General features: G+C 71.2%; 9 protein-coding genes. 3 read left to right on the forward strand and 6 right to left on the reverse strand.

The genetic code is table 11. The annotated features are described in order from the left end of the window. Window positions 1–17: 17 nt before the first annotated feature. The 5 genes from ACFVXK_RS11295 to ACFVXK_RS11315 form a co-directional block, all read right to left on the reverse strand. Window positions 18–1,208 (reverse strand): MAB_1171c family putative transporter, encoded by a 1,191-nt coding sequence (locus ACFVXK_RS11295; protein WP_389611254.1) that lies wholly within the window; start codon window positions 1,206–1,208, stop codon window positions 18–20. Beyond that, window positions 1,205–2,371 carry an MAB_1171c family putative transporter gene (locus tag ACFVXK_RS11300; protein WP_389611255.1) on the reverse strand — a complete coding sequence of 389 codons (1,167 nt, stop codon included), beginning with the start codon at window positions 2,369–2,371 and terminating at the stop codon, window positions 1,205–1,207. The genes ACFVXK_RS11295 and ACFVXK_RS11300 overlap by 4 nt, the downstream gene beginning before the upstream one ends. Window positions 2,372–2,373: 2 nt before the next feature. Further along, on the reverse strand, window positions 2,374–2,970 hold the full coding sequence (locus ACFVXK_RS11305; protein ID WP_389611256.1) for a toxin-antitoxin system, toxin component: 597 nt from the start codon (window positions 2,968–2,970) through the stop codon (window positions 2,374–2,376). A gap of 178 nt (window positions 2,971–3,148) precedes the next feature. Continuing rightward, window positions 3,149–3,835, reverse strand: coding sequence for a helix-turn-helix domain-containing protein (locus ACFVXK_RS11310; protein ID WP_389611257.1), 687 nt, complete (start codon window positions 3,833–3,835; stop codon window positions 3,149–3,151). Window positions 3,836–4,058: 223 nt separating this feature from the next. Beyond that, on the reverse strand, window positions 4,059–4,319 hold the full coding sequence (locus tag ACFVXK_RS11315; protein ID WP_389611258.1) for a DUF6225 family protein: 261 nt from the start codon (window positions 4,317–4,319) through the stop codon (window positions 4,059–4,061). A gap of 300 nt (window positions 4,320–4,619) precedes the next feature. On the opposite strand from ACFVXK_RS11315, the gene ACFVXK_RS11320 reads away from it, so the two are divergent. Then, a complete protein-coding gene (locus ACFVXK_RS11320) occupies window positions 4,620–6,236 on the forward strand; it encodes a hypothetical protein (protein WP_389611259.1) in 1,617 nt (538 codons plus the stop codon). 64 nt (window positions 6,237–6,300) lie between these two features. Here the strand turns inward: ACFVXK_RS11320 and ACFVXK_RS11325 are convergent, their stop codons facing one another. Further along, window positions 6,301–10,506 carry a ricin-type beta-trefoil lectin domain protein gene (locus ACFVXK_RS11325; protein WP_389611261.1) on the reverse strand — a complete coding sequence of 1,402 codons (4,206 nt, stop codon included), beginning with the start codon at window positions 10,504–10,506 and terminating at the stop codon, window positions 6,301–6,303. A 572-nt stretch (window positions 10,507–11,078) separates the two neighbouring features. Here ACFVXK_RS11325 and ACFVXK_RS11330 point away from each other — a divergent pair. After that, window positions 11,079–17,381: an RHS repeat-associated core domain-containing protein gene (locus ACFVXK_RS11330; protein WP_389611262.1), complete on the forward strand. Its 6,303-nt coding sequence runs from the start codon at window positions 11,079–11,081 to the stop codon at window positions 17,379–17,381. A 25-nt stretch (window positions 17,382–17,406) separates the two neighbouring features. Further along, on the forward strand, window positions 17,407–17,889 hold the full coding sequence (locus ACFVXK_RS11335) for a hypothetical protein (RefSeq protein WP_389611263.1): 483 nt from the start codon (window positions 17,407–17,409) through the stop codon (window positions 17,887–17,889). Window positions 17,890–17,938 lie beyond the last annotated feature (49 nt).

The raw sequence follows: 17,938 nt of genomic DNA on the forward strand, positions 1-17,938 counted from the left end.
GACGCTCCGCACACCCTTCATGACACGGCCTTCTGCGGGGCCGCCGACGGGCCGTGCCCACCCCGGCCGTGGCCCGCGTCAGAGCCTCCCCGGCGGGGCGCCAGGACCCGTACCGCGTCCGAGAGGCGCACGAGTCCGTCGTCGCTGTCGATCAGGCTCTGCACACTGCCGCCGCCGGCGGCCCCGGGACCGCCGTGCAGGGAGTCGAACGCCGCGACGACCAGCGCGGCGTGCACGCCGGCCTCCCGCCCCCACGCCCCCCGGCCGGAAACGGCTTCAGGGGCGTCCGCCACCGGGACCGTTTCGAGGTAGGGCGTGAGCAGCCGCAGCCCGTCGCGGATGTCGCACGTCCGCCGCAGGTGGCGCCTGCTCAGCGAGGACCACGGGGGGATGCGCACGAGCTCGTACGGGACGACCGCGCGCACGGTCTCCCACAGGGGACCCAGCCGGTGGTACCGCGACCACCGGCCCCACTGCCTGCGCAGGCTCCCGCCGATGGCGGGAAGGGCGAAACCGACGCACTGGAGCAGCGAGGAGAGGGCGGCCATGGACGGGGCCACCGTCGTGCTGATCCCGTCCCAGTCGTGGCCGCTCCAGCGCGCGCCGACGGCGAGGAGCTTGCCCACGGTGTAGCCGAGGCCCAGGACCCCTCCGGACCCGATGAGGACGAGCCCGGTGCGCAGGAGGCCGGTCACCTCCCGCGCCCACCGCCTGCACAGGACCGACAGGACGGCCGTCGCCACCGCGTGGGCGACGAGGTAGAGGACGATCATCTCGCGGAGGTACGGCGTGGTGGAGTAGTACGTGTCGAAGTCCCGGAGGCGTTCGTCGGGGGCGTCGCCGAGGGCGAACAGGGCGAGCAGCGCGACGATCACCGCCCCGTAGGCCCCGGCGCACCAGAGGGTGGCCGCCCGGCGCCGTTCCTCGGGCCCGCCCTGCCAGGTCAGCATCAGGTTGATGACGGCGGCGCTCCCGGCGGTGACGACGGCGTAGACCAGCGGGGCCGAGAAGTTGGCGACGCCGGTGAGCGCGTTCACCTCGGACACCGTCGGCGGCGCGGCGAAGAAGAAGACGACCGCGCCGAGGGGGATCACCACGCCGACGGAACGGACCAGCGGATCACGCCAGTGCCGGACCAGCCCGGGCACCCGGAGCGCGAAGGAGAGGAGGAGCAGGACGGCGGGGAGGTAGTAGTAGACGCTGCTCAACGTGTGGCCCCCGCGGCTCGTGGCCTGCCGGCGGCCCGCTTCGAGGTGTGCACGAGCGCCTGCGAGATGCGGATCAGGTCGCGGTTCTCGCCCGCCGGTTCCTGGAGGGCCTGCGAAGAGGCGATGACGTGCCCCTCGGGGTCGGCGCGCATCGTCTCGACCGCGGCGAGGACCATGACGGCGTCCGCACCGGCCTCCGCGTGGGCGCTGGGGGCGCCACCCGCGACGGCTTCGGCCAGTGCCCGTGCCCGGAGGCCGAGGTCGAAGTAGGGGTTGAGGGTGAGCAGTCCGTCGTGGATCAGCGACTCCCGCTGGAGGCGCCGTACGCCCACCGACGCCAGCAGCGGCACGCTGACCGTCGTCGGTGCCAGCCCTCCCACCAGCTGCGACAGCGGTTCCAGCCGCCGGTAGTGGGTCCAGTCCCGCCAGCGTCCACGGAAGCTCCGTACGACGATGGGCAGCACCATGCCGATCGCGATGAGGGGGGCGGCCACCGAGGTGCAGGCCCGTGCCACCTCGGTACTGAGCACGTCCCAGTCCGTTCCGGTCCACCGCGCGCCCAGCGCGGTGAACTTGAGGACGCCGAAGCAGATCGCGAGTCCGTAGCCCGTCACCATGAAGGCCAGGCCCGCCCTCAGCTCCCCTCCCACATGGCGCAGCCAGCGCCAGCACAGGGTGGCCATGACGGTCGAGGCCGCGGTGTGGCCGACCAGGTAGAGGACGATCATCTCGCGCATGTAAGGGGTGTTGGCGTAATAGGTGTCCAGGTCCCGCAGCCGCTCGACGGGCGCCTCCGCGAGCGAGAACAGCACGGCGAGCGCGCCGCAGAGCGTCCCGTAGGCCGCGATGCACCAGCGGGTGGCCCGCCGGATGCGCTCGGGGGACCCGCCCCGCCAGTTGATGATCAGCACGATGCCCGACGCCGCGCAGGCCATGGCCCAGAAGTAGTCGAAGGGGGCAGCGGCGTTCGGAACGCCCGTGACCTCGTTGACCTTGGCGACCACGGGGACGGAGGTGAAGAAGAACACCCCCACGCCCGCCACGAGCATGGCCATGACCGCCCGGAGCAGCGGATCGTGCGGGTTCCTCAGCAGGCCGGGAAGCCTGAGCAGGGCGGCCACGCCGCCGAGCACCGTGGGAAAGAGAACGGTCGGATCAGGCACGCTCAGCCTCGGATCCCGTGGTTGCAGAGCGCCGCTTCTATCCGGCCGGAGCGGGTGTTCCGGTCGAGCTCGGGAGCCTCGGGCACCGTCAGGAGATGGCGTACGGCGTGCGCCAGCTCCAGCCCGTACCGCTCGGCCGCCTGCTCCTGCATCCGGTGCCTGCGGGCGGCGGTCCCGTCCTCCTCCAGCAGCACGGGGCCCTGCCGGCCGGCGACCGCCAGCGCCGACGCGACCACCTGCCGGAGGTCGGCGTCGTGGTGGAGCAGACGCGCGGCCACGGCGCCCTCGGCGACGTGCTCGTGGCAGTGCCCGAGTTCCAGGTGGCGCAGCTCGTGCCCGGTGATGACGATCCGGTGGTCGGCGACGGTCCGCTCCTCGACGACGATCAGGTCCCGGTCCCCGAGGTTGAGGGCGAGACCGCTGACGGTGCCCGGCGGGAAGGACGTGCTGCGGAACTCGATCTTCCGGCCGCCCCGGCGCCGGCTCATGGCGTCGCAGAGCGCGAGGCAGATCACCTCGGCCGCCACCGGGGACTTCAGATGACCGAGCCCGCCCACCATGGCGCTGACGGACTGCCGTAATTCCCGCTGCTTGAACACGCGACTCCCCAATGCCCTCTTCCGCACGGGGCGGTTCCCAGAACCGGTACCCCCGCGGATTCCACACGACCGGCCCGTACCGTCCGCACGACGGCCGACCGCTCGACAAGCCCCCGCGCCGCGATGACCGGCCACGGGGCCCTCCCCGAACTCTCGAACTCCCGAACTCCCGAACTCCTCAGGACTGCTCGCCGGCCGAGCCGGACCTCCGCTCGGCCGCCTCCTCCTCCATGTAGGTGTCGAGCCACTCGAGCAGCTTGGTGCGCCCGCGGTCGGGCAGCAGGGCCGCGCGCAGTGCGATGCCGTCGACGCCGTGCCGCTCGTAGAGGCTCGGCCGCCTTCCCGCCCCGGCCGACGCCGCCGCGAGGGCGTCGCGCTCGCTGTGCTCCTGGCACTCCCGCAGGAGGGTCTTCTCGATGCCGGCCAGGGCGCAGCTCAGGGCCTCGGCGTCCTCGGACTGGAGGAACCCGGCGGGCCGGTTGAAGAACCGTTCCAGCCGGGAGCAGTGGTCCATCGTGGGGCGGCGGTCTCCGCAGAGCAGTGCCTGGACCTGCTGCCGGGAGATGCCGCTCTGCCGTGCGATCTCCCCGTGTGAGAACTTGCGCCCGTCGTCCTTGCGGTGGGTCTCGTGCAGCAGGTCGAGCCGCTGCCGGAACCGCTCGTGGATGTCCGGCTCACCGGCCGCCCGCCCCTGGAGGAGCGCCCGGACCACCTCGACGGGGACCCCGCAGGCACGGCTGAGCGTCTCCGCGCGGAGGACTTCGTCACGGCTCCGGCCGAGCCGGGCTCCGAGGCGGACGATCCGTTCGACGGTGGCGGCGGGCTGGGGGAGGGCCGCGGGCGGTACGGGGAAGGCTTCTGTCACCGACTGCTCTCCCGGGTCGACGCGGACGGCTCCCCCCGGGGGCACCGCGTGTGAAGGCCCGCCACAGGGGGCCCTGTTCCGCCGATCCTGCCACACCTGTGGCAGCCGCACGACGGATCTCCGGCCAGCCTGCCACAGCCGTGGCAGGAACCTGCCGTCCACCGGCGTCGGGACGAGGCGACGGGGGACGGGACCCTCCGCCCCGCCCGTCACCTCCCCGGGATCAGTCGACGTCGAGGTGGTAGGCGCCCGCCCGCGCGTCCGCGAACAGCGTGAACTGTACGTGCGGTGTGCCCTCCTCGCCTTCGCCGTCCATCTCGACGGGCTCGGCGTCCACCAGGACGTACTCGCCGTACCCGTCGAAGTCACCCGGCCCGTCCGCGACTCCGATGTGGATCGGTGTCTCGTCGGGCAGCTCCGCGAGAGCTTCACGCAGCCGCGCGGCGGTCCATACCTGCGGGGCGTGCTCGAACATGTCAGCCATGTACCGAAGCTAGAACCACCACCGCCCGCGGACGCGTTCGCCGCGCCGTCGGAACGCGTTGCATGACCCGTCCCGGTCCCACGGCGGCTCTCCGGCCAGGGACGGGCGGCGATCCCACACATTCGGCCGATGACAACCCCTCGCCGTTCTTCAACACTCTGCGTAACGCGGCCACGGGGCTCCCTCACTGTGCGGAGCCGAGCCATGGCGCGACACCCACCACGCACGCGAGGGACCGAGTTGACAACGACAACTGGCCGAACGCATCGATTCAGGGGACTGGCCGTCCTGGGCGCCGTCATGGCCCTGGGAGCCGCCGCGATGCCGGCGGGGGCGACGGCGCAGGCGAGCCCCGCCGGACCGCCGACCACCACCCACCACGTCCAGCCGACCTACACCCGGGGCAACATCACGAGGTGTCCGTCGGGGACGACGACGTTCATCAACACCTCGAACCTGGACCCGGGCAACGTCGGCAAGAGCTACGTGAACGGACCCACCTCCTTCACGACGACCGTCGACGCCACCGGCAAGTACCTGAGCTTCACCACCAACTCGCCGAACTTCACCGTCTACGTCAAGGGCACCGCCGCCTACGACACCTACAGCTACACCGGCACGACCGCCCACCCCAACCACCCCTCCGACACCGGACTGCACTCCCCGCTGGCGGCCAGCGGGAAGCCGGCGACGATCAGCCACTACCTGGTCTGCGGGCAGCCGGCCTCCTCGGTGCCCCAGGGATCGTGCGAGGCCTCGGGCTCGCTCTCCGCGTACGTCCACGGCACCGACGTCACCGCGTACGTCCCCAAGGGCGCGTGGAGCAGCACCGCCACCGGCATCGACGTGGTCAACGTCGAAGGCACCAGCATCACCAACACGCAGATCGACACCGGCACCGACGTCATCAACTCGATCGCCACGAACTCCGTGACCGGACAGTCCGTGGCCACGGCGAACAACAACCACGTCTACGTCCTCAAGGGCACCGGACTCGACCCCTCCGTCTCGCCCAACCCCCTCACCGACTCGGGCACGGGCCAGATCGGCTTCTCCGGCGGCTCCGCGACCAGCACCGGCGTCGCGATGGACGCCGTGCACAACAAGGCCCTGATCGGCCTGAGCATCGGGGGCACCGCGGGCTTCCAGTACCTCAACCTGGCGACCAACACCTTCGAGCCCCCCTTCGCCACGCGGGACCCGGGCGGCCAGATCTCCGAGGACCCCCTCGTCGACCCCGTCCGCAACCTCCTCCTGTCCCCGGCAGAGGACAACAACTACGAGATCGTCAACGTCGCGAACACCACCTCGCCCCAGTTCTTCGAGCACCCGGTGACGGCGGACGGCGAACTCGACTCCGCCGCCGAGGACTGCTCCACCGGCATCATCCTGGCCCCCGCCGAGTTCAGCGGCCCCTCGCAGGTCTTCCTCGCGGACGTCAACAACCCGGGCACCGCACCCCGCGCCGTCTTCACCCCCGGCACGCCCGGATCCTGGACGGCGCCCTCGCAGGTGCAGACCCTGACCGGCTCCAACCTGAGCGCGGGCGCGTCCGCGGCGTCGGTGGCGCAGGGCACCCACACGGGCGTCATCACCGGCGAGTTCGGCGGCGACGCCCTGACGGCCATCGCACTCCCCACGACCTCCGGCACCGGGGCCGTCCCCGCCATCGGCAACTGGGTGACCTGCGAGACCGGCGGCGACTTCCAGATGGGACTGGACCCGCACACCCTGATCGCGTACCAGTCACCCAACGGCGGCCACGCCATCGCCCTCATGGTCAACGACGGGGCGACCCGGATGGCCGTCGTGGACCTCACCAGGATGCTGGACGGCACGACGGTCCCGGCAACGGGCAACGTCTGCAACGCCGGCACCCTCCCACCGACCACCGTGAACTTCCTTCCCCTGCCCTGACCCGGAAAGGGCCCGCCTCCGCCGGAGGTACCGGGGGAGGCGGGCCGGCAGGGAGAACACCGCGTCAGACGGCGGCGCCCAGCGGGGCGGAGAGGCCTGCGGCGGACCAGCGTTGGGGGTTGGTGCCGTTGCACGGCCACAGCTGGAGCTGGACGCCGTTCTCCGTGCGTCCCTGGGGCAGGTCCATGCAGCGGTTGTTGACCGGGTTGTAGAGACTGCCGTCGGCCTGGGGCAGCCACTGCTGGGGGCCGGTGCCGTTGCAGGTCCACAGCTGGACCAGGGTGCCGTGGTTCGCGGCGTCCACGCACTTGCCGAGGACGCGGAGCTCCCCGTTCTCGCGGACCTCGAAGGTTTGGGGGCCGCTGCCGTTGCAGTCCCAGATCTGGATGCGGTTCCCGTCGGCGGTGCCTCCGGTGTTGTCGTCGGCGCACTTGGCGTCGCTGACGCCGGAGACGAGTGCGGTGCCGGCCGCCGAGGGGACGGTGGAGTGGTCGTGGACGGTCAGGCCGCTGATCCGGCCGTCGAGGAAGGAGTCCGGACCGCCCTGGTACTGGTAGCGGCCGAGGACCAGGGGGCCGGTGGCGTTCCAGGCGTTGGCCTTGGGGTGGTAGCCGGTGGCGGCGGGGGTTCCGTTGACGTAGAGGGCGATCAGGCCGGTGGTGTCGTCGTAGCCGGCGGTGAGCTGGGTCCAGACCCCGAGCTGTACCTTCGCCGCTGCGTTGCGGACGTCGGCCTGGTCGTAGTTCCAGCCGTCGCCGTCGGCGCGGCCCAGGGCGAAGCGCCAGGTGCCGTCGGGGTCGGACCAGATCATGAACCCGCTGGAGCGCCGGCCGTCCTGGCTGACGACGACGCCGCCGGTCTTGTCGGTCCTGGCCCAGGCGGAGACGGTGAAGCTGCGGCTGGTGTCGAGGGCGGGCCCGGTGGCGGTGACGGTGGCGCCGCTGCCGTCCAGGTCGACGACCTTGGTGGCGGCGCCGGCGACGGTGTCGTCGGCCCAGGTGGCGCCCGCACCGGTGAGTGCGGCGTTGTTGCGGCCGCGCAGGTCGGCGGCGGTGGTGCCGGTGCCCTCGTCCAGCTTCCACGCGCCGGTGGAGATGCGGGAGTCGCCCATCGTTCGGGAGCTGCCGAAGCCGGTGACCTTGCCGCCGGTGGTGGTGCTGTTCCAGGTCAGCAGGCGGTGGTGGCTGTCGAGGGCCCACAGGTCGGGGGCGCCGTCGGCGCTGGTGTCGCCGGAGGAGCCGAGGACGGGGTGGGTGGCGGCGCTGACACCGCCGCCGATCCGGGTGCGCTTGGAGTGGTCGCCGAGCGCGGCCGGGTTCCCGGCGACGTTGGCGTACTGGTACAGGTCACCGGTGGTGTTGTCGCGGGCCCACAGGTCGGGCAGCCCGTCGCCGGTGGCGTCGCCCGGAGCGATGAGGGTGAGGTTCTCCCACCCCGAGGCGCTGAGGACGAGGACGACGGGGTCGCGCAGGGTGCCGGTCGAGGCCTTGCCCTGGAGCAGGACCAGCTGTGAGCCGCCCGTGCCGTTGCTTTCGACGGTCAGCAGGTCGTTACGGGGTTCGACGCCCTGTTCGGGCAGGGCGTCACCGACGGCGAGGATCTGCCTGACCCGGCTCCAGTCCTCCGCGTACGCCGTGCCGCAGGGCCGCCCGGTCGCGGCCACGGTGCAGTCCTCCGCGTAGGGGCGCTGCACGGCGGTGGCGTTGGCGGCGGTGTAGTAGAGGCCGTGGTTGGCGGCGAGGCCGCCCTGGGTGAGGGAGTTGCGGTAGAGCTTGAGCTGTCCGTCGCGGTAGGCCCACAGGTCGTCGATGCGGATGCCGTTGCCGCCGCGGTGGGTGGTGAGGGTGCCGTTGCCCCAGCCCTTGCCGCCGGGGCTGTTGGCCACGTCGGAAGCCAGGACCCCGCCGGCGGCGGGGTCGGCTGCCGTCGGGTAGACCACGAGGTCACCGCTGTCGGCCGGCGCGAGGAAGTCGACGCGCTCGTCGCCGGTGATGTCGCCGAGCGTCGTCTTGGCGGCCGGGTCGTCCGGGACGAAGAAGGTGTACGTCTGCTGCTGGGAGCGGTTGCCCGCGCGGTCGACGGCCTGGACCCGCAGGACGTTGGTGCCCCAGGCCGTGGGGGTGAGGGGGATGGCGGCGCTGCCGTCGGCGGCCGGCCCGGCGCGGTTGGCGCCGCCGGTGGGGATGGCCGAGTTGAAGGCCCATTCGTAGTACAGGACTCCGCTGGTGGTGTCGGCCGACCTGACCGTCAAGGTGCCGCCCTGGCCGATGTGCCGGGTGGAGCCGGGGAGGGTGCCGGAGGGCGGGTACTCCGCCGATGTCACGACGGGAACGGACGGCGGCTGCGTGTCCAGGGTGAAGGTGCAGCCGGTGGTCCAGGCGGAGTCCATGTCTCCGTCATGGGCGCCGACCCGCCAGGAGTAGGTGTGCCCGTCGGCGAGGTTCGTCGGGTGGACCGAGGTCCAGTGGGTTCCGGTGGCCTCGTCGACGCGGCCGCTGTCGTAGGCGAGGGCGCCACCGGCGGTGTCGTTGACGTAGAACAGCGCCGAGACCGGCTGGTTGTCCGGGTCTCCGATCCAGGCGCCGATGCTCAGTCCCGCGGAGGCGGTGGCGCCGACCCAGCCGCAGCCGTTGCCGTTCGCGTTCTGCGGGGCGGGGCTGGTGCCGAGCGCCCACGGGGCGTACGGCGCGCGGTTGTACTCGACGTAGAGGAACGGCAGGTTGTTCTTGTCCCGGGTGAAGCGCTTGAAGGAGTTGTTCGAGCTGCTCCGGGATTCGTCGGAGGCGAAGAGGCCGTAGGTGAGGCTGCCGCGCCACTCGTTGGCGATGAGGTGGTCGCGTACGTCCCACTCGCCGCGGGTGGTCGCGTCCGGGCAGCCGGGGCCGCCGGCGCTGTTGAGCGCGGTCGTGCGCAGGACCTCCCAGTCGCGGGGCTGGGTGTTCCAGGTGATGTTGGAGAGCAGGGGCTCGGTGGAGTGCAGGTCCACGGTGTGGGTACGGCTGCAGGTGGCGTCGGCGGCGTAGGACTGGGTGGCGAAGAAGGAGGCCTTCTTGATGCTCTTGTCCCGCAGGTCACCGGTGTCGACCTGGACGTAGTACCGCTCCAGGCCGATGCGCGAGCGCCAGTGCTGGTAGCCGGCTCCGGGGTCGTAGGTGTCGCCGTAGTCGTCGTAATGGATCTCCGACGGGTAGGCCTCCTGTACCCAGGCCCAGTGCTGGGTGCCGCGGTTGGTGGGCTGCCAGGCCGGGTCGATGTAGACCGGGTAGGTGGTGGACGGGTCGGTCAGGAAGCCCCGGTCGGGGGTCAGGGCGACGGAGTCCTTGCCGAGTTCGGTCTGCAGGCGGGCGACCTTGGCGGTCTCCCCGGGGCCGTCGGTGTCGGAGGAGGGCTTGGCCGCCTCCGGAGCCGGCGGGGTCATACCGCCGTCCGCGGCGCTGCGGGCGGAGGGGGCCGATGCCTTGGCGGAGGGCGGTGTCGGGCCCGGTGGGGGAGCGGCCGAGGACGTCGAGTCCCACATGGTCGGGGCGGGCGCCTGGAAGACCGTACGGCCGGAGGCGTCGTCGGCTTTGAGGTTTCCGGCGGAGTCGGCGGAGACGGTGACCCCGTCCCCCCTGAGGCCCATGGTCAGTCTGGCCAGCTTGGGATGCCGGGCGGCCTCGGCCGACTTCACCACGAGGACCTCGGAGACCCCGCCGCTCTCCTCGGCCGTGACCTTGAGGTCCGTCCCCGGGGCGACCTCGCGGTAGACGGCGCTCCGTCCCTCCGGCACCGGTACGGGGAGGGGCTCCGGCCAGCTCAGGGTGAGGCGTCTGCCGTCCTGCTCCAGGGTGGCGAGCGGGCCCGTGCCTCCGCCGGAAAGGCTCAGGCCGTTGGTGGCGGCTCTCGGGCGGAGGGTGCCGTCGGGGTCCTTGACCAGGGTCGCGTCCAGGTCGGCCCACCCGCTGCCCTGCTTCGTGCGGACGGGTATGACGCTGCGGCTCAGAGCCAGGGTGCCGTCGGGGCGGGCGAGCACCGTGTCGGTCTCGGTCGTCGCGGCCGGGACGGGGACGGGTTTGCCGCTGCGCCGTGCTTCGGCCAGAGCGGCGTCCTCCGCGCGCTCCCGCTCGGAGGACGGCCGTTCGGGAGGTGGTGAGGTGTTCGCCGCACGCGGTTCTCCGAGGGCGGCGGCGGGGGCCGCTTGCGCTCCGGAAATCGTGGTGACGGTCATGGCCAGCGCGATCAGCCCGGCCAGGGCGAGTGGCCTCCCGGCCGGCCGTCGTTTTCTCGGCATGCCCCCCACGGCAGCCTCCCCAATGTGGTGGTGAATGGCAACTGGGCGCGAACGCTAACAGCTCGATGCCGTCGTTCCGTATGCGCCGTGATGCGGAATTCCGGATTCCCGGAGGTTTAATCGAATAATCCCGACCAATCGCCTGACGAAAATGAGCCATCGCGTAAGTGAAGGAGTTATTTTCGGGCAGATTTCCGAACTACCGGTACCTGCCAGGCAGTTCTTGTCCGCGTTGATCCCTATTTTTCGTTGTGCGAACGGGCTAGGCTCCCGGGTCAATTGCTCTGCTCGGCGACCGTGGGGGGCGTGCCGTGTCGGCACCGCATGATCTTTTATCGGCAAGAAGGAGCCGGGGGGTCCGGCATCGCATTGCCACTGCTCTCTTGATCATCATTTCTTTGATCTTCGCTACCGGAACGGCGGAAGCCGCCTCCGGTTGGAAACCGAAAGATCCCAGACGCTGGTCGCCGGGGGATGTGAAGAAAACGGAATCGGTCCGCGGCAGGAATTCCGGAAAGGCGGAATTGAAAGCTCCGTCGGGCGACCGGGCCGGGCCCTGGAAGCCGCAGCCGGTGACCTGGCCCGCGCCCGCCCAGGCCGAGGTCGATCTGGGCGCCGTCCCCGCCGGACCGCCTTCCCGTTCACCGTTCGCCTCGCCCGGGGCGACCGCCTCGGCCGGTGTTCCGGCGGTCCCCTTCCGCGATCCCGGACGCGCCGGCGCCGCACCGGTGTGGGTGACCCGCTCCGGTACGAGTGCTGCGACCGGTACGAATGCCCCGGCCGGCGACCGCGCCCCGGCCGCCGCAGGCAAGGCGTCCGTCCGGCTCACGGACCGCACCGCCGCCGAGCGGGCGGGAGTCCAGGGCCTGCTGCTCGCCGTCCGGCCGACGCAGGGACCGGCGGGGGAGACCCCGGCCAAGGTCGCCGTAGACCTCTCCTCCATCGCCGGCGCCTTCGGCGGTGACTGGCTCTCCCGCGCCCGGCTGGTCCGGCTGCCCGAGTGCGCGCTGTCCACGCCCGACCGCGCCGAATGCCGTACGCAGACCCCGCTGCCGACCGCCAGGGACGGCGACCGGCCCGGCCTGCTCAGCACCGAGGTGCCCCTCGGCACGGCGGGAGGGGCCCAGGCCGACGCACAGCGATCCACCGCAGCCCCGTCCGGAGCCGCAACCACCCCCGCAGCAACCGCCCCCGCCCCCGCAGCCACCGTCCTCGCGGCGACGGCCGCCCCCGCAGGACCCGCGGGTACCTACACCGCCACCGGCCTGGCCCCGTCCGGAACCTGGAGCGCGGGCGCCAACACCGGCGGGCTCTCCTGGAACTACCCCATCGCCGTCCCCGACGGGCTCGGCGGCACCAAGCCGGGCATCTCCCTCTCCTACCGCTCGCAGTCGGTCGACGGCCGCACCGCGGCCACGAACAACCAGGCGTCCTGGATCGGCGAGGGCTGGGACTACTCACCCGGCTTCGTCGAGCGCCGCTTCAAGCCCTGCGCCAAGGACGGCGAGGAGGGCTCCAACGAGCAGTGCCTCGCCGGTGACAACGCCACCTTCTCCCTCAACGGCAAGTCCTCCACCCTCGTACGTGACGACGCCTCGGGCACCTGGCGCCTGGAGGACGACGACGCCTCCAAGGTCGAACGGCTGACCGGAGCGGCCAACGGGGACAACAACGGCGAGTACTGGAAGATCACGACCGCGGACGGCACCCAGTACTACTTCGGCGCCGGCCGCAAGCCCGGCAGCCCCACGGCCCCGGCGACCAACTCCACCTGGACGACCCCCGTCTACGGGAACAACACCGGCGAGGAGTGCCACCAGTCCACCTTCGCCGCGTCCTGGTGCCAGCAGGCATGGCGCTGGAACCTCGACTTCGTCGTCGACCCGCGCGGCGGCCTGATCACCCACTGGTACGACACCGAGACCAACCACTACAAGCGCGGAGCCACCCCCACGGCCCCCGACGGCACCCGCACCCCCTACATCCGCGGCGGCAACCTCAGCCGGATCACCTACGGCTCCAAACTGACGGACCCCGACACGGTCAAGCCGACGGCCCAGATCCTCTTCACCACCGCCGAACGCTGCCTGCCCGACGCCACCTTCGACTGCGCCCCCGCCAAACTGACCAAGGCCAACGCCCCCAAGTGGCCGGACGTCCCCTTCGACCAGAGCTGCACCGCGACGGGCACCTGCGAGAACACGGCCGCCACCTTCTGGACCACCAAACGCCTCACCACCATCACCACCCAGGTCCTGAACGGCAGCGGCGGCTACGGCGACGTCGACTCCTACGACCTCAAGCACGAGTTCCCCAACCCCCAGGACGGCACCGCCCCCGCCCTGTGGCTGGCCTCCGTCACCCGCACCGGCCACGACGGAGCGGTGGCCCTGCCCACCCCGCCGGTCACCTTCACCGGCCGTCTGATGAACAACCGGGTCGACTCGAGCACCGACAACAAGCCCGCCCTCAACCGGCGCCGTCTCACCGGCGTGACCACCGAGACCGGCAAGGTCACCGACATCGGATACGCCGACCCCGACTGCGCCCCCGGCAGCGGCCTGCCCACCGCCCAGGACACCAACACCACCCGCTGCTACCCCGTCTACTGGAATCCCGACGACAAGAGCCCGCTGGACCCCACCCTCGACTGGTTCCACAAGTACGTCGTCACCCGCATCACCGAAACCGACCCCTTCGGCGGCTCCCGCCCCCGGGAAGTGCGCTACGAATACGCCGGCCCCGCCGCCTGGCACCGCGACGAGGAGGAACTGACCGAGGACAAGCGCCGCACCTGGAACCAGTTCCGCGGCTACGAACAGGTCGTCACCCGCACCGGCACCGCCCCCGACGCCGTGTCCAAGTCGGCCACGTTCTACCTGCGCGGCATGGACGGCGACACCAAGGCCGACGGCAGCAAGCGCACCGCGGTCTTCACCGGCGTCTCCGGGACCACGCTCAAGGACTCGGACCCCCTCGCCGGCGCCGTCCGCGAAACCCAGACCTTCGCCTCGGACGGTGGCGAGCTCACCTCGGTGTCCCGCTCCGAGCCCTGGCTCTCCAACGCCACCGCGACCCACGGCCGCGGCTCGAAACTCCCCGCCCTCACCGCGCGGATGCAGCGCACCGGAGCCTCCGAGAACAAGGCCCTGCGCGCGGACAAGACCTGGCGGACCACTTCACAGGCGACCACCTACGACACCACGTACGGCATGCCCCTCAAGGCCCTCGACCGTGCCGACGGCCTGCCCGACACCTGCACCACCACCTCGTACGCCCGCAACACCACGACGTGGATCCTCGACCGGGTCTCCGAGACCGTACGCGTCCAGGGCGACTGCACGACGACCCCCAACGCGACGAACACCCTCGCGCGCGACCGTACCTCCTACGACAACCAGCCCAACGGCACCCTGACCGGCCCCGGCCTGCCCACCACCACCGAGAACCTCGACCGCTTCGAATCCGGCCGGCCCAGGTACACCACCGCCTCCACCCTCACCTACGACGCCTACGGCCGGACCACGAGCACCACCGACGCGGCGGGCGCCAAGACCACCACCGTCTACGAACCGGCCACCCTCGTCCCCCCGGCCACGACCAAGGTCACCAACGCCAAGGGCTGGACGACGACCACCACGCTCCACCCCCTGCGCGGCGTCCCGGTCAAGACCGTCGACCAGAACGGCCGCACCACCGAAGGCGCCTACGACGCCCTGGGCCGCACCACCGCGGTCTGGCTGCCGGGCCGCGCCAGGGACGCGAGCGCGAGCACGCTCTACACCTACGCGCTCTCCAACACCACCACCAGCTCGGTCACCACCCAGTCGCTCAGGTCGGACCAGTCCTACGCCACGTCCATCGCCATCGACGACGCCTTCGGACAGCAGGTGCAGCTCCAGACGGTCGCACAGAACGGGGCTGCGACCAGCCGCCTGATCACCGACACCGCCTACGACAGCCACGGACTGGCCGTCAAGACCAGCCCGAACTACATCAACAGGGACTCGGCACCGGTCGCCACCCGCTTCGTCGCCGACGACAACACCGTCCCCGCCCAGACGGTGACCGTCTACGACGGCCTCGGCCGCACCACCGCCTCGGTGTTCCTCTCCAAGGCCAAGGAGCAGTGGCGGACCACCACCGCCTACCCCGGAGCCGACCGCACCGATACCCTCCCGCCCATGGGGGACACCGCGTCGAGCGCGCTCACCGACGCCCGCGGCCGCACGGTCGAGCGGCGCACCTACAAGGGCCGCGACGCACAGGGCGAGTACGACGCGATCCGCTACGCCTACTCCACGACGGGCGAGATGACCGGCCTGACGGACGCGGCCGGCAACACCTGGACCTACGACTACGACGCGCACGGCCGCCGCACCCGCTCGACCGACCCGGACAAGGGCGTCTCGACGACCACGTACGACCAGGCCGGCCGGATCCTCTCCGCCCAGGACGCCCGCGGCACCACCGTCTTCAGCAGCTACGACGTCCTCGGCCGCCCCACCTCCCGCAACCTGGGCGCGACCGACGGCCCCAAGCTGGCGACGTTCGAGTACGACACCCTGCTCCCCGGACAGCCCACGGCGGCCACGAGCTGGGTGAACGGCAAAGCCTGGCGCCAGGAGACCACCGGCTACGACATCGGGTACCGGCCCACCGGCACCAAGCTGACCGTTCCCGACGGAGAAGGCGCCCTCACCGGCACCTACACCCTCTCCACCACCTACGACCCCGTCACCGGCCTGGAGCGCCGCACCACCCTGCCCGCCGCGGGCGGCCTGCCCTCGGAACGCCTCGAAGCCGGCCGCAACGTCAACGGACTCCCCGTCTCCTACGGCTCGGACACCACCGACTACGTCAACTTCATCGACTACGACGAACGCGGCACCATACTGCGGACCACCCTCGGGGACGTCCCCAGGCAAGTCAGCCTGACCACCATCCAGGACCCGGCGACCGGCCGGCTCCTCGGCACCCGCCTGGACAAGCAGGACCAGCCCACTCCGCTCGAGACCACCGCCTACACCTACACCCCGTCCGGCGACGTCACCTCGGCCGACAGCACCCAGGGCCCCGTCCGCGACCTCCAGTGCTTCGGCTACGACCACCTCCACCGCCTCACCGACGCCTGGACGGACACCGGCACCACCTCGACCCTCCCCGGCCCCTCCGTCCCCGGCATCGGCGGCTGCGCCCGCACCGCCCCGCAGCAGGGCGCCATCGGCGGCCCCGCCCCCTACCGCCAGGCGTTCGGCTACGACGTCACGGGCAACCGCACCTCCCTCACCGACCACGACCCCGCGGGCGACCCGGCCAAGTCCGTCACCACGACCACGACCTTCCCGGCCCCCGGCTCGGCCCGCCCCCACGCCCCGGCCACCACGACCCGGCAGACCGGCACCGGCCCGGCCCCGACGCTCCCCGTCACCTACGACGACACCGGCAACACCCTCACCCGCCCCGACGCGGCCGGCGGCACCCAGACCCTGACGTGGAACGAGGAAGGCCACCTCGCCTCCGCGACGAACCAGACCGGCACCTCCACCTACGTCTACGACGCCGCCGGCAACCGCCTGCTGCGCCGGGACCCCGGCAGGACCACCCTCACCCTAGGCTCGACCGAACTCACCCTCGACACCGCGACGAACAAGGTCACCGGAACCCGCTACTACGCCACCCCCGGCGGCCCCGCCGTCGTCCGCACCTCCGACGGCAAGCTTTTCTACGTCATCGCCGACCACCACAACACCGGCACCACGGCCGTCGACGCCACCACCCTCCAGGCCCAGCGGCGCGCCACGAAACCCTTCGGAGAGGAACGCGGCACCCCACCCCCCTCCTGGCCCGGCGAGAAGGGCTTCGTCGGCGGAACGCAGGACAAGGCCACCGGCCTGACCCACCTCGGCGCCCGCGAGTACGACCCGCGCACCGGCACCTTCCTCAGCGTCGACCCGGTCCTGACCCCGGGCTCCGGCCAGTCCCTCAACGCCTACGGCTACGCGAACAACAACCCCCTCACCACCTCGGATCCCACCGGCCTGTGCGCCGAACTCGACTGCCCCACCCGCCCCTGCGCCACCTGCCACAACACCACCCCGGGCCACGAGCCCGGGCCGGGCGACGGCGAACCGGGCAGCGGCTCAGGCGACCCGGCGACCCGCTCGGGCAAGGGCTCCGACTACGGCAACAGCCACCGCCCCTCACCCGTAGGCGGCCGCTCCATGAACTGCAGCCTGACCCGCTACGGCTGCGGCGGCCCCAAGGCCCCGCCCCCGCCCACCCCCCTCCCGGCACCTCCGTGGCTCCCCACCGCGATGCCGTTGATCACCGAGAAGCCCAAGCCGGCGGACTGCAGGGCGGACGACATGCGGTTCGAGTGCATGACGGACATCGGCCGCCCGGACGAGTTCCTCGACGCCCCGTTCCACAAGCAGAACGTCTGGAACGGAGCGAACGAACTGGCCGCCGGCTACGCCGCCCTCGCCGACAGCTGCACCAAGCGCGCCGCCCAATACGTCTGTTTCGGGAATTCGCCCGGCGGAAGCCAGTCGATGACCGTGGGTGACGTCCACTTCTACCCTTACAGCAAGATCTCCTTTGCGCGGGAGTTGAACCAAGAGAACGTGGAGCGCGGGAAGATTGCAAAGGAATCCGGGTTCGATATAGCGGCTGAGTTCGGCCCGAACCTCGAATCGCATGAAGCCATCCATTCTCAGCAATGGGCGAGAAGTCCGTCGGCTGCCCAGTTCATTGCCGACTATGCAGTCGAGTCGTTCAAGTCTAAGCTGGCGACCGGCGGTGATCCCGCGCTCATGAACCGATATGAAATGGAGGCAAATCTGTGGTGGGGTCGATATCGGAATTGGAAGTAATATGAGGCGGAGTTCCCCGAGTCGGATGTTCCTGCTGGGTGGGGTCGTGTTGGTACTTTCAGGGCTGGCGGCATGCACACCGGCGGAGAAGTCGTTGCTGGCCGTGGAGCGCGCCGACAACGGCGCCACCCGCGTTCTGATCGCCCCGTGCCCGGGCTACGACGCGGATGATCTGTCGGTGTTTCTGGACGAGGACTCACAAGGACTCCGGAGCTGGGCCCTGACCAGTGAGCTGAACTCCGGCTCGCCGGGGCAGGTCGAGTTGTTCAAGCCGCTGGAGGGTTGGAAGGTCTACGACTCCACGCTGACAGAACTGCGCACCCCCGGAAAGTATGTGGCCACGGTATCCGGATCCATCAACTCCAGAGGTCTGTCCGGCCGGGTCGCCTTCACCGTTGCGGATCTTGAGCACCTTGGAAAAGGGCAGGTCTTCAGTGGAAACGGAGATGGGAGGGCGATGGACCGGGAGGACTTCATGCATCCGTCCCGCGAACTCTGCAAGCCCTGACGTGAAGGGGCGGTCGAAGTAAGCGTGGCGACCGCCCTCTTCATGCTTT

Source organism: Streptomyces sp. NPDC058157 (assembly GCF_042884105.1).
Lineage (GTDB): Bacteria > Actinomycetota > Actinomycetes > Streptomycetales > Streptomycetaceae > Streptomyces.

Coding starts and splice junctions, on each gene's coding strand:
- ACFVXK_RS11315 (WP_389611258.1), bottom strand. CDS start 4,319: ATGGCTGACATGTTCGAGCACGCCCCGCAGGTATGGACCGCCGCGCGG.
- ACFVXK_RS11320 (WP_389611259.1), top strand. CDS start 4,620: ATGGCCCTGGGAGCCGCCGCGATGCCGGCGGGGGCGACGGCGCAGGCG.
- ACFVXK_RS11325 (WP_389611261.1), bottom strand. CDS start 10,506: ATGCCGAGAAAACGACGGCCGGCCGGGAGGCCACTCGCCCTGGCCGGG.
- ACFVXK_RS11335 (WP_389611263.1), top strand. CDS start 17,407: ATGTTCCTGCTGGGTGGGGTCGTGTTGGTACTTTCAGGGCTGGCGGCA.